Source organism: Pseudonocardia sp. ICBG1142, from assembly GCF_020496255.1.
Lineage (GTDB): Bacteria > Actinomycetota > Actinomycetes > Mycobacteriales > Pseudonocardiaceae > Pseudonocardia.
Genome location: NZ_JAHLJC010000005.1, coordinates 462,298 through 474,906, shown reverse-complemented (window position 1 = coordinate 474,906; position 12,609 = coordinate 462,298). Strand labels below are relative to the sequence as shown.

The window sequence follows — 12,609 nt, the reverse complement described above, 5'->3', positions numbered from 1 at the left end:
GACCGGTGGCGCACGCCGGGCTCCCGATCGACGACGCCACACCCGGACAACGACCGGTCGCCGGGGACGAGGCGGACGCGCCCGCCCGCCACGGCGACCGGGCGACCCGGTACGCCCGGCGCGGCATCCGGGACGACCGGTGGTCGGTCGACCACCCTGTGTGATGAACTCCGCCGCACGACCAGGGCACGGGATGCCGGCAGGGTCCGATCGGGTCCGCGGGGGATTGGGATCGCTCCCGCCGGGTAGCGCTCCGGAGCGGGCACGACGCCGGCACGGCGCCGCCCGGCAGCCGTCGAGCACGGAGGTGGACCGGTGAGCAGGCACGACGAGGAGTACTCCGAGGCCGATCTCGACGTCGGCTCCCCCGAGGACCACGCCGTCGGGGCGACCGCCGTCGCGGTGTCGATGAAGCGGTCGCTGGAGCACATGGGGCCGGCCCGGACCGCCCGCACGCTGCTGAAGCTGAACCAGGCCGAGGGCTTCGACTGCATGAGCTGCGCCTGGCCGGATCCCGACCCCGGGCACCGCTCGGTCGCCGAGTTCTGCGAGAACGGCGCGAAGGCCGTGGCCGAGGAGGCCACCACCCGCCGCGCGACCCCGGAGTTCTTCGCCCGGCACAGCGTCGCCGACCTGGACGCCCACTCCGAGCTCTGGCTGGGCCGACAGGGCCGCATCACCCACCCGATGGTCCGGCGCCCGGACGGCACCCACTACGAGCCCCTCGGCTGGGACGAGGCGTTCCGGCTGATCGGCGACGAGCTGAACGCCCTGGACGACCCCGGTGAGGCGACCTTCTACACCTCCGGCCGGGCGTCCAACGAGGCCGCGTTCGTCTACCAGCTCTTCGCCAGGGCGTTCGGGACGAACAACCTGCCCGACTGCTCGAACATGTGCCACGAGTCGACCTCCATCGCGCTGCAGGAGTCGATCGGCATCGGCAAGGCCAGCGTCACGCTGCCCGACCTGCTCGAGGCGGACGTGATCGTCATCGCCGGGCAGAACCCGGGCACCAACCACCCGCGGATGCTGACCCAGCTCGAGCACGCCAAGCGCAACGGCGCCACCATCCTCACGATCAACCCGCTGCGCGAGGCCGGGCTGATGCGGTTCAAGAACCCGCAGACCCCGAAGGGCGTCCTCGGACGCGGCACCGACATCTCCGACCTGCACCTGCCGGTCCGGGTCAACGGCGACCTGGCGCTGTTCCAGGCCATCGGTTCGCTGCTGGTCGAGTGGGACGCCCTGGACCACGAGTTCCTCGACCGGTACACCACCGGGTTCGATGCCTGGCGCGAGCACGTCTCCGGGATCGACCGCGACGCAGTCACCCGGTCCACCGGCCTGTCCTGGGCCGAGATCACCCGGGCCGCGGCCTTGCTGCGGGACTCGCGCAAGACGGTCTTCTGCTGGGCGATGGGGCTGACCCAGCACCGCAACGGCGTCGCGACGATCAAGGAGGTCGTCAACGTCGCGCTGGCCCAGGGCAACATCGGCCGCCCCGGTTCCGGGCTGTTCCCGGTCCGCGGCCACTCCAACGTCCAGGGCGACCGCACCATGGGCATCTGGGAGCGCGTCCCGGACTCCTTCCTCGACGCCCTGGAGCGCGAGTTCGCGTTCGACCCGCCCCGCGAGCACGGCTTCGACACCGTCGACAGCATCCGGGCGATGCGCGACGGCCGGGTGAAGGTGTTCGTCGGCCTCGGTGGCAACTTCCTGCAGGCGGCACCGGACACCGACGTCACGACCAAGGCGCTGACCGGTACCCGGCTGACCGTGCAGATCTCGACGAAGATCAACCGCTCGCACCTGCACGGCGGTCGCACCGCGCTGATCCTGCCCACCCTGGGGCGCACCGAGCGCGACGTCCAGGAGTCCGGCCCGCAGTTCGTCTCGGTCGAGGACTCCACCTGTTCGGTGCACTCCTCCCGCGGCCCGCTGCCGCCGGCGAGCCCGCACCTGCGCTCCGAGGTCGCGATCCTCACCGGCATCGCCGAGGCCACCCTCGGCGACCGGCACGGCATCGACTGGGCCGCGATGCGCGGGGACTACCGCCGCATCCGCGACCACATCTCGCGCGTCGTGACCGGCTGCGAGAGCTACGAGGTGAACGTCCGCCGGCCCGGCGGGTTCGTCCTGCCGCACCCGCCCCGGGACTCGCGGACCTTCGAGACCCCGTCCGGCCGCGGCGAGTTCGTGGTGTCGCCGGTCGAGGTGCTCGAGGTGCCCGACGGGCACCTGCTGCTCCAGACCCTGCGCAGCCACGACCAGTTCAACACCACGATCTACGGCCTCTCGGACCGCTACCGCGGCATCGAGGGCGGGCGCCGGGTCGTGTTCTGCCACCGCGAGGACATCGCCGCGCTCGGCTACGCCGAGGGCGACCACGTCGACCTGATCACGCGCTGGGACGGCGACGAGCACGTGCGCTGCGCGTCGGACTTCCGGCTGGTCGCCTACGACGTCCCGCGGGGCACCGCGGCGGCGTACTACCCGGAGACGAACCCGCTCGTCCCGCTCGACGCCACGGCGGCCGGGAGCAACCAGCCGGCGTCGAAGTCGGTCGTGGTCAGGCTCGGCGTCGCCGGGGGCACCGACTGCAACCCGCGGGGCGCGCAGGGCCAGGTCGGCGACGACGACGGCCACAAGTCCCGGCCGGAGGTGTCGCACCTGTCCTGACCGCGGGACCCGAGCGGGTCACCACGGCACGACCGCGCCGGTGTGGTCGAGGAACTGCAGGCCACCGTCGTGGGCGTGGCCCTCCAGCACGTCGGCCTGCACCCAGCCCGGGTGCAACAGCAGCAGGGTGCGCGGGTCCTGCGCCGTCCGGGCGGCGTAGCTGCGCATCAGCTGGTTGAGCGCCGCCTTGCTCGCCCGGTACACCTCGTGCCCGCCCCGGGTGTTGAACCCGACGCTGCCCTGCCGCGAGGACATGACCCCGATCGTGCCGGTGGGTGGGACCAGCGGGGACAGACCCTCGACGACCCGCATCGGGCTCAGCGCGTTGGTCACCATGACCTCGGCGAACACCTCGGTCGGCACCTGTGCGGCCGGCACGTCGGCGTCGGTGATGCCGGCGTTGACGAACAGCAGGTCGATCCGGCGGTCGCCGAGGCGCTCGCGCAGCGCGGCGATCCCGGCGGTGTCGGTGATGTCCAGTCGCTCGACGGTCACCCGCCCGGTCCGGGCGGCGAGCTCGGCGAGGCCTTCGGAGGTGTCGCCGCGCACGGTCGCGACGACGTCCCACCCCCGATCGGCGAACTCCCCCGCCAGGGCGAGCCCGAGGGAGCGCGAGGCCCCCACGACGAGTGCGGTGCGGTCGGTCATGTCGCCTCCGGTGGTGTGGCCCGGCTGCTCCCACCGAGCTCGGTCTCGATCCGCCGCAGCAGCGCGACGGTGGTGTCGATCGCGGCGGGGTCGTCGCCGACCCCGTCGAGCAGTCCGCTCCAGATCCGGCGCAGCACACGCAGGTTCTCCGCGGCCAGGTCGGTCGGGTACAGCCGGACGCGGCGGGCGTCGGCCGGATCGGGCTCGCGGCGCACGAGCCCCTTGGCCTCGAGGCCACGCAGTGCGCGGCTGGTGTTGCTGGAGATCAGCCGCGTCGCCTGCGCGACTGCACCGGCGGTGATCCCCGGCTCCCGGTCGACGACCCGCATGACCGCGCTCTCCAGCGGGGTCCAGCTCTGCCCGGAGAACGCGGGCTCCTTCGACGCGTGGATGAGCCGGCCGACCGCGAGGATGCGGTCGGCCAGCTCGAACAGGCGGTTCTCCTGGTCCTCGTCCACACCGACACCGTACACATGCCTGTCAGAAGACAGGTATCATGTGACAAACATCCTCGGTGCTCCGTGTTCGCCCCGGCGCGGCCGAGGCGGGGACCGTGCCGGCGGCGGTCGACACCGTGTCGCGCAACCGGCCGCCACCGCCCGTCGTACGCAGGCCGGTCAGCTCCCCGGCCGGAACCGGAACGCCGCGTTCCAGATCGCGAGCGCCTCGTCCTTGCGGGCCAGCTGGTCGGCGAGCGTGAACGGTTCCACGCCCGGCGTCCCCAGCTGGGGCAGGCCGAACGGCACGTCGGGCAGCGGGCCGAGATCGGTGCGGGCGGGCACGTAGGCCTGCGCGGCGGCGAACCGCTGCGCCGCCTTGGACATCGACCAGTTGACGAAGACCCGGGCCGCCGGGTTCTCCAGCCCCACCTGCGTCATCCCCAGGCTCAGCACCGCCAGGGACAGCTTCGCGTCGGGATCGTCGGGGACGACGAAGGTGATCGGCGCGCCCGCCCGGCCGGCCGCGAACGCGACATCGGCCGGGAAGGTCCCGACCGCGATCTCACCGCGGGCGAGCGCGTCGGCCTGGACCGCCACACCCGCGTCGAACACCCGCACGCCGTTGGCGGCCATCCGCTGCCAGTACTCCGCCCCGAAGTGGCGGTTGACGAAGTCGGTCGGCGCCGACCCCGCCCCCGTCGGCCTGGCGGTCCCCAGCCTTCCGTCGGCCCATCGGGGATCGAGCAGGTCCGCCCACCGTCGGGGCGCCTGTTCCGGTGGCACGACCCGGTTGTTGTAGGCGAAGGCATAGGCCATCGAGTAGCACGAGATCACCGGTCGACCGGCCTGCATCGCGCCGGAGGCGACCAGCGCGTCGACCGACGGCGGGTCGTAGGGCACGAGCACCCCGGACCGTGCCAGCCGGTCGGCGAAGGCCGGATCGGCGGTCCTGATCACGTCGGCGTCGAGCCGGTCCGCGCCGGCCAGGCTCTGCACCCGCTCGGTCATCTTCGCCGTGGCGAGCCGGGTGAAGGTCAGCGAGATCCCGGTCTCCTCGGTGAACCGCTCGCTGATCGCGGTCTCCGACTGCTGGCTGCCCGACGTGTAGAGCGTGACCGTGCCGCCCCGGGCCGCCTCGTACAGCTCGCGGTCGGCGACCAGCTCACCGTCGATGCGCAGGCCGTCCGACCTGTCCACCGCCGACGCAGGGGCGATGTCGGTGGTGCTCGACGCCGCGGCACCGCACCCGACCAGGCCGAGGAGCGTCGCGGTCAACACCGTCAGGACGACGCCGCGCCCGCAGAGCGTCCGTGTGTCAGACATCGGTCTGCCCCCCGAAGCGCCGCGGCAGGTAGGACAGCACCATCATGATGACCACGTAGATCACGCTGAGCACGGCCGCCTGCTGCAGCGCGCCGCCGTTCTCGAACTGGTCGAAGATCGCGATGGACAGGATGTTGGTCCGGCTCGTGTAGATCAGCAGCGGGACCGTGAGTTCTCGCATGCTGAGCATCAGCAGCAACAGGAACGTCGAGGACAACGCCACCCGCAGCAGCGGCACGGTCACGTGCAGGACGGCCCGCGGCCGATTCGCCCCCAGCATCACCGCGCTGTCCTCCAGGTCGCGGTCGGTGGACCGGATCGCCGCCGCCATGCTGCGCAGGCCCTGCGGCATCTGGACCGCGACGAAAGCGATCATGAGCAGGGCCAGGGTCCCGTAGAGCGGGATCGGCATCGTCAGCCAGGTCCACAGCAGCCCCATGCCGAGGACGATCGCCGGGATCGCCAGGGGAATCATCGACACCCCTTCGAGCAGGCTCCCGCCCGCGGACCGGGTCCGGTAGACCGAGTACGCGACGAGGAAGGCCAGCACCGTCCCCACCGCGGCCGCGACCACGCTCACGATCACGCTGTTGGCCGTGACGGTCGCGAACAGGCTGGAGTTGACGACCTGGGCGTAGGCCGTGACGTCCAGGGCACCGGGCGCCGCCAGCTCGGCGAAGGACTCCATGTAGGCCGAGCGGCGGACCGAGACCAGCAGGAGGGCGAGGACCGGGAGCACGATCGTCAGGACGAAGTAGACGAGCGCCCCGGCCAGCGCCGGCACGCCCCATCGGCCCAGTGCGACCCGGCGGGCGCGCACCCCCTTGCCCGAGACCGTGGTGTACGAGCGCCGTGCCAGGGCCCGGCGCTGCAGCCAGGTGACCACCGCCACGACCGCGACGAGGACGACCGCGATCGCGGCCGCCTCGTTCCCGCGGACCGGTGAGTCGTTCATCAGCTGGTAGAGGTAGGTCGGCATCGTGTCGACGCCCGCCGGCATCGCGAGCACCTGCGCCACCGGGAAGTTCTCCAGGATCAGGACGAAGACCAGCAACCCCGAGCCGAGGACCGCGGGCATCGCCAGTGGCACCGTGACCTCGCGCAGCATCCGGACGGTCGAGCCGCCGTGGATCGAGGCGGCGTCCTCCAGATCCGGGTTCATCATCGACATCGCGCTGTGGATCAGCAGGAACGGGTAGGGCGCGTAGAACAGCGCCAGCACGAACAGGGTGCCGCCGAGGCCGTACAGGTCCACCGACAGTGGCAGGCCGAGATCCCGGAACCCGATGTTGAGCAGGCCCGACCGGGGGCTCCCCAGCATCGACCAGGCCAGCGCCCCCACGTACGACGGGAGGAACAGCGGCATCAGCCCGATCGCGAACACCAGGCCGCGGCACCGCACGTCGGAGCGGGCCGCGAGGAAGGCCAGCGTGCCCCCGATCAGCAGTGCCAGCGCCGTCCCGCCGACGGCGATGACCAGGGAGTTGACCAGCCCGGCCACGAAGGACTCGTCGGCCAGGATCGCGAAGTTCCCGAGGGTCGGTGCCCCCGGCGAGCTGCCCGGCCGTGGCGAGTTCGTGCTGAGCGCCGCCAGCAGGATGTACGCCGCGGGAAGCACGATCATGACGACCAGCAGGAGCAGGAGCGGACCGCTCAGTGCCCACCGCCGCGGCCGCCGCCTGCCACGGGCAGCGGACCGCGACGACGGCGGTGGCGGCGGGCCGGCGACGGTGGCCGAGGGGCGGCCGGGGGCACCGGGGACGTCGGGGCGTGGATCGGCCACGGTCATGCCGCCCGCCTGTCCACGGAGGTCGACGGCGCATCGGGCACGCCGTCGACCTCGGGCGGCAGGACCTGCACGTCGGCCGGGTCGACCATGACCCGTACCGGCGCCCCGGGCTCGATCCCGGCGACCGACGCCGACGCCTGGACGCAGTCCACGAACAGCCCGCCGGACAACACCACCGACATCCGGGTCAGCGCCCCCTGGTAGCTGCGGGCGCGCAGGACCCCGTCCAGGTCGTTCACCCCCGGCGCCCCCGGCCGCCCACCGGCGGTGACCAGGACCGCCTCCGGTCGGACGCACGCACTCCGGCCCTCGACCGGCCCACGGTGCGTGGTGCGCAGGGCGACGCCGTCGGCCAGCCGGACGGTCCCCTCCTCGCCCGCCCGTACCCGGTACACGTTCGACACCCCGAGGAACTGCGCGATCGACACGCTCGCGGGGCGCGAGTAGAGCTCCTCGGGGCTGCTCAGCTGGGTGATGCGACCGCCCTGCATGATCGCGACCCGGTCCGCCAGCGCCAACGCCTCGGTCTGGTCGTGGGTCACGTAGATGCTGGTCAGGTTCTGCTCCTGCTGGATGCGACGCAGCTCGACCCGCAGGTCGTCGCGCAGCCGGGCATCCAGGTTGGACAGCGGCTCGTCGAGCAGCAGCACGGCGGGCCGCATGGCGATGCTCCGGGCGAGCGCGACCCGCTGCATCTGCCCACCGGACAGGTTGCTGGCACCCCGGTCCGCGAGATGATCGAGCCCCACCGACGCGAGCACCTGCCGGGCGGTCTCCCGCGCGGACGCGCGGCCGACACCGGCCATCCGCAGCGGGAAGAGGACGTTCTCCTCCACGGTGCGGTGCGGCCAGACCGCGTAGGACTGGAACACCATCCCGACGTTGCGCCGGTGCGCGGGGACCGAGCTCCCGGCCGCGGCGTCGAACACCGTGCGGTCGCCGATCGTGATCGTTCCGTGGGTCGGCTCCTCGAGACCTGCGATGCAGCGCATGGTGCTGGTCTTGCCGCAGCCGGACTGTCCGAGCAGGACGATCGACTCCCCCGCGGCGACGTCGAGATCGAGGTCTCGAACGGCCACGGCTCCGCCGTAGTCCAGGACGAGGCCCCGTACGGTTACCTCCATCGTGCTTCCTCCTCGAAGCGACCGGACCGGCCCGTGGCCGTCCCGTTGTGGTGGTGGGGTGGTGCTCGGACCGGCGCCTCCCGCCGGACGGCTCAGGTGAGGACCCTCCGCACGACGTGGGCGCCGATACCGCCGTGGCGGAACAGCTCCCACTCCGCCGGGGTGTCCAGCCGGACCAGCACCCGGAAGCTCCGGGTGCCGCCGGCGCCGCGGGCGGTCACCGTCACGTGCCGTGGCCGGGCACCGACGGCCAGGCCGCTGGTCGAGTACGTCTCGCGGCCGTCGAGGCCGAGGGTGTCCGCGTGCTCGCCGTCGACGAACTGCAGCGGCAGCACACCCGTCCCGACCAGGTTCGACCGGTGGATGCGCTCGAAGGAACGGGCGAGGACCGCCCGGACCCCCAGCATCCGGGTGCCCTTGGCCGCCCAGTCGCGCGACGAGCCGGTGCCGTAGTCGGCCCCGGCCAGGACGATCAGCGGTGTCCCCTCCGAGCGGTAGCGCTGCGCCGCCCCGAACACCGACGTCCGTTCGCCGGACGGGAGGTGGACGGTGGTGCCGCCCGTCGCCCCGGGGACCAGCCTGTTGTGCAGATGCGGGTTGGTGAACGTGCCCCGCACCATCACCTCGTGGTTGCCGCGACGGGCACCGAAGCTGTGCAGCTCGGCCGGTCCGACGCCGCATCCCGCCAGGTACCTCCCCGCCTCCGAGTCCGGGCGGATGGGGCCGACCGGGGAGATGTGGTCGGTCGTGACGAAGTCATCGAGGTGCAGGAGTGCGCGGGCCCCCACCAGGTCGGCGGGAGCCGGAACGGTGCGGTCCACCTCGTCGAGGAAGGGCGGACGCCGGATGTAGGTCGAGGACTCCCGCCACGTGAAGCCGGTCCCGGCCGGTGCCAGGGCGTTCCACCGTTCGTCACCGGAGAAGACGTCCCGGTAGCCGTCGCGGTAGCGGTCGGCGCCCAGGACCCGGTCGGTCAGCTCACGGATCTCCTCGTCGGACGGCCACAGCTCGGAGAGGTGGACGGGCCGGCCGTCGCGGTCGAGCCCGAGCGGGGCGTCGGTGACGTCGACGGCGGTCGTGCCGGCCAGCGCGTACGCGACGACGAGTGGCGGCGAGGCCAGGAAGCTCATCCGCACCTCCGGGTGTATCCGCCCGGCGAAGTTGCGGTTGCCGCTGAGCACGGCCGCGACGTCGAGATCGTTCTCGCGCACCGCACGCCGGACCTGCTCGTCGAGGGGCCCGGAGTTGCCGCTGCACGTGGTGCACCCGAAGCCCACGAGCTGGAAACCGAGCGCATCGAGGTCGGCCTGGAGTCCGGCGGCCGCCAGGTACTCCGCCACGACGGTCGAGCCGGGGGCGAGCGAGGTCTTGACCCAGGGCTTCGTCCGCATCCCACGACGCACCGCGTTGCGGGCGAGCAGACCCGCGCCGATCATCACCGCCGGCGCCGAGGTGTTGGTGCAGCTCGTGATCGCGGCGATCACGACGGAGCCGTCGCCGACCGTCTCCGGGGGTGTCGCTCCCGCTGCGGGCACCACGCGGGCCTCGTCCCCGGTCCCCCTCCGCCGGGCCCGGGAGACCGCGGCGGGCACCGCGGACGGGGACAGCCGGTCGTGCGGGCGGAACGGGCCGGCGACCGAGGGCCGGACCCGGGCGAGCTCCATCTCGACGACCCGGTCGTAGTCGGCCTCGACCTCGGGGTCGGCCCACAGTCCCTGCTCCCGGGCGTACCGCTCCACGAGGCGGATCTGCGACTCGGGACGCGCGGTGAGCCGCAGGTACTCCAGCGTCCGGTCGTCGATCGGGAACACCGTGCAGGTCGAGCCGTACTCCGGGCTCATGTTCGCCACGGTCGCGCGTGCCTCGACCGGCAACGAGGCGACACCCGGTCCGAAGAACTCCACGAAGGCCGCCACGACACCGACCCGGCGCAGGGTCTCGGTCACGGTCAGCACGAGGTCGGTCGAGGTCACCCCCGGCGGTGACGTCCCGGTCAGACGCACGCCGACCACCTCCGGGACCCGCATCGACAGGGCCTGCCCGAGCATCGCGGACTCCGCCTCGATGCCCCCGACCCCCCAGCCCAGGACCCCGAGGCCGTTCACCATCGTGGTGTGCGAGTCGGTGCCGACCAGGGTGTCCGGGAAGGCCTCGCGCCTCCCGTCGCCGCCCTGGCGGCCGGTCACCACGGTCGCGAGGTGCTCCAGGTTGACCTGATGGCAGATGCCGTGCCCGGGCGGCACGATCCGGAAGTTGTCGAATGCCTCCTGCGCGCCCCGGAGGAACTCGTAGCGCTCGGTGTTGCGCGCGTACTCCCGTCCGGTGTTGACCGCCGCCGCGTCCGCCCGGCCCGCGACGTCGACGGTCACCGAGTGGTCGACCACCAGGTCGGTCGGCACCACCGGGGCGATCCGGGCGGGGTCGCCACCCAGCAGCTCCACGCGCTCGCGGATCGCGACGAGGTCGAGCAGGACGGGGATGCCGGACAGGTCCTGCAGCAGCACCCGTGACGGGGTGAAGGCGACCTCGGGGCCGGGCCCACCGGGGCGCCACGAGAGCAGCGACTCGATCTGGTCGGCGGTGACGTCGTCGTCGTTCTCGTTGCGCAGGAGGTTCTCCAGCAGCAGCCGCAGCGACATGGGGAGCCGCGCGGCGGTGGGGAGCCCGTCGAGCCTGCGGATCTCCCAGGTCCCGCCGTCGACCGTGAGCCTCGAACACGTGCCGAAGGAGTCACGCATCGACGGTCCGACCTCGGCGGGACACACGCTCCATTGCCTGTCTCCAGTCTGTATACAGCTTGGATGTAGAAGGTACCGCGATCGTGTACAGTCGGTCCGCAGATGTCAACGGTCGCCGGGGAGGGAAGCACGATGGCAGCGGACCTGAGCCAGGGGCAGCGGACCTACGAACGGCTGCGCGACCTGATAGTGAGCTGGGCGCTCCCGCCGGGCGAGCACCTCAGCGAGGTGCGGATGTCCCGCGAGCTGGGGGTGTCCCGCACACCGCTGCGGGAGGCCCTGCACCGCCTCGACCGCGAAGGGCTGGTGCGCATCACCGCCGGCCGGGGCGCGGTCGTCAGCGAGATCGCCGTGCAGGACGTGGTGCACCTGTTCCAGATGCGCGAGGCGGTCGAGCCCTACGCCGCACGGTTGTGCGCACGCCGCCCGCGGCGCGAGGTCTTCGCCGAGCTGGCGACCGCGTTCGCCGGTCAGCGCGCCGAGCTCGGCGCCGCGGGCCCGGACGACGACTACCGGCACCACTCCGAGCTGACCCTCGCCCTCGACGAGGCCGTCGCCGACGCGGCGCGCAACCCCTACGTCGTCGAGGCGCTGCGCGGTGTCCGCGGCCATCTGCAACGCCTGCGCCTGCTGGCCCGGCGGCGCCCCGAGCGGATGCTGCAGACCGTCGGTGAGCACGTGGCGATCTGCACCGCGATCGCCGACGGCGACGAGACCGCCGCGGCCGCGGCCACCGCGACCCACATCGCCAACAGCCTGCAGAACATCCTGTCCGTACTGGCCGAGGACACGGGGGTCGGTGCGTCGATCGACCTGCACGCCCTCACGACGTCGCACGGCTGAGCCGAAGGAGACCCCTATGAGCACGCACCCGACCGGAGGGGCACGTCTGCGGTCGCTCCTGGACGGCGGGGGCATCCTGCTCCCCGGCGTCGCGAACGCGCTCGCCGCGCGGATCGTGGAGGACCTCGGCTTCGACGCCGCCTTCGTCACCGGCGCCGGGATCACCAACACCTCCCTCGGACTGCCCGACCTCGGCTTCCTCTCGCTGCCCGAACTGGCGGCCCACGTCACGGCGATCGCGGAGGCGACCGACCTGCCGCTGGTCGTGGACGCGGACACCGGTTTCGGCAACGCGGTCACGGTCGGGCGGACGATCACCACGCTGGAGCGCGCGGGCGCCGCGGCCATCCAGATCGAGGACCAGGTGAACCCCAAGCGGTGCGGCCATTTCGACGGCCAGCAGGTCGTGCCGGCCGCCGAGATGGCACAGAAGATCGCGGCCGCGGCCGACGCCCGGCGCGACGACGCGACGCTGATCGTCGCCCGGACCGATGCGCGTGCCGCCCACGGGCTGGGCGAGGCGCTCGACCGCGCCGGGGTCTACGCCGACGCCGGCGCCGACGTCCTGTTCGTCGAGGGCGTCCGCGACCGGCAGGAACTGGCGGCGGTCGGGGCGACCCGGCCCGACGTGCCCAAGCTGGCCAACATCGTCGAGGGCGGGAAGACCCCGATGCTCCCCCGCGCGGACCTGCACCGGATGGGGTTCGCCGTGGTCCTCTACGCGAACGCCGCCCTGCAGGCCTCGATCCAGGGGATGCAGGACGCGCTCCGCAGGCTCCGCGACGACGGGACCCTCGCCGGTGCGGGCGACCTGCTGGCGCCGTTCGCGGAGCGGCAGCGCCTGGTGGGCAAGGCCGTCTTCGACGCGGCCGAGGCCCGCCTGGCCGCGTCGTCGGTCCCGGTGGCATCGCTCGTGCGTCCCGCTGCCGGCCCGTCCGCGCGGGGGGCGTGACGTCCGGAGCGTCACGACATCGGGTCCCCGGGGCCGGGAACCGCTCCGGCAGCGACACCCGCCAGGACGGTCC

General features: G+C 72.9%; 10 protein-coding genes. 4 read left to right on the top strand and 6 right to left on the bottom strand.

Annotated elements, in window-relative coordinates:
* The first annotated feature begins 5 nt into the window (after positions 1-5).
* The gene (locus KPL59_RS36785; RefSeq protein WP_020622828.1) at positions 6-164 is read left to right on the top strand and encodes a hypothetical protein; all 159 of its coding nucleotides are present in this window, start codon (positions 6-8) and stop codon (positions 162-164) included.
* A 151-nt stretch (positions 165-315) separates the two neighbouring features.
* The gene (locus KPL59_RS07460; protein WP_226360348.1) at positions 316-2,679 is read left to right on the top strand and encodes an FdhF/YdeP family oxidoreductase; all 2,364 of its coding nucleotides are present in this window, start codon (positions 316-318) and stop codon (positions 2,677-2,679) included.
* Positions 2,680-2,697: 18 nt separating this feature from the next.
* Here the strand turns inward: KPL59_RS07460 and KPL59_RS07455 are convergent, their stop codons facing one another.
* From KPL59_RS07455 to acnA, 6 genes are all read right to left on the bottom strand, one after another.
* A complete protein-coding gene (locus KPL59_RS07455) occupies positions 2,698-3,327 on the bottom strand; it encodes an SDR family oxidoreductase (RefSeq protein ID WP_226360347.1) in 630 nt (209 codons plus the stop codon).
* Positions 3,324-3,785 (bottom strand): MarR family winged helix-turn-helix transcriptional regulator, encoded by a 462-nt coding sequence (locus KPL59_RS07450; RefSeq protein WP_226360346.1) that lies wholly within the window; start codon positions 3,783-3,785, stop codon positions 3,324-3,326. Before KPL59_RS07450 ends, KPL59_RS07455 begins: the two co-directional genes overlap by 4 nt.
* A gap of 159 nt (positions 3,786-3,944) precedes the next feature.
* Positions 3,945-5,090, bottom strand: coding sequence for an ABC transporter substrate-binding protein (locus KPL59_RS07445; RefSeq protein WP_226360345.1), 1,146 nt, complete (start codon positions 5,088-5,090; stop codon positions 3,945-3,947).
* Positions 5,083-6,879 carry an iron ABC transporter permease gene (locus KPL59_RS07440; protein ID WP_226360344.1) on the bottom strand — a complete coding sequence of 599 codons (1,797 nt, stop codon included), beginning with the start codon at positions 6,877-6,879 and terminating at the stop codon, positions 5,083-5,085. Before KPL59_RS07440 ends, KPL59_RS07445 begins: the two co-directional genes overlap by 8 nt.
* Positions 6,876-8,003: an ABC transporter ATP-binding protein gene (locus tag KPL59_RS07435; RefSeq protein ID WP_226360343.1), complete on the bottom strand. Its 1,128-nt coding sequence runs from the start codon at positions 8,001-8,003 to the stop codon at positions 6,876-6,878. Before KPL59_RS07435 ends, KPL59_RS07440 begins: the two co-directional genes overlap by 4 nt.
* Positions 8,004-8,095: 92 nt before the next feature.
* Entirely contained in the window at positions 8,096-10,741 is a 2,646-nt protein-coding gene (acnA, locus tag KPL59_RS07430; protein WP_226360342.1) for an aconitate hydratase AcnA, read from the bottom strand.
* 132 nt (positions 10,742-10,873) lie between these two features.
* Here acnA and KPL59_RS07425 point away from each other — a divergent pair, with 132 nt between their 5' ends.
* Together KPL59_RS07425 and KPL59_RS07420 are read left to right on the top strand one after the other, a co-directional pair.
* Positions 10,874-11,584 (top strand): GntR family transcriptional regulator, encoded by a 711-nt coding sequence (locus KPL59_RS07425; protein WP_226360341.1) that lies wholly within the window; start codon positions 10,874-10,876, stop codon positions 11,582-11,584.
* 16 nt (positions 11,585-11,600) lie between these two features.
* On the top strand, positions 11,601-12,536 hold the full coding sequence (locus KPL59_RS07420) for an oxaloacetate decarboxylase (protein WP_226360340.1): 936 nt from the start codon (positions 11,601-11,603) through the stop codon (positions 12,534-12,536).
* The last annotated feature ends 73 nt before the right edge of the window (positions 12,537-12,609 follow it).

What these genes read in the sequence shown, in the direction of transcription:
- KPL59_RS07425 (WP_226360341.1), top strand. Translation starts at nt 10,874, where the DNA reads ATGGCAGCGGACCTGAGCCAGGGGCAGCGGACCTACGAACGGCTGCGC.
- acnA (WP_226360342.1), bottom strand. Translation starts at nt 10,741, where the DNA reads ATGCGTGACTCCTTCGGCACGTGTTCGAGGCTCACGGTCGACGGCGGG.
- KPL59_RS07420 (WP_226360340.1), top strand. Translation starts at nt 11,601, where the DNA reads ATGAGCACGCACCCGACCGGAGGGGCACGTCTGCGGTCGCTCCTGGAC.
- KPL59_RS07455 (WP_226360347.1), bottom strand. Translation starts at nt 3,327, where the DNA reads ATGACCGACCGCACCGCACTCGTCGTGGGGGCCTCGCGCTCCCTCGGG.
- KPL59_RS07435 (WP_226360343.1), bottom strand. Translation starts at nt 8,003, where the DNA reads ATGGAGGTAACCGTACGGGGCCTCGTCCTGGACTACGGCGGAGCCGTG.
- KPL59_RS07440 (WP_226360344.1), bottom strand. Translation starts at nt 6,879, where the DNA reads ATGACCGTGGCCGATCCACGCCCCGACGTCCCCGGTGCCCCCGGCCGC.
- KPL59_RS07445 (WP_226360345.1), bottom strand. Translation starts at nt 5,090, where the DNA reads ATGTCTGACACACGGACGCTCTGCGGGCGCGGCGTCGTCCTGACGGTG.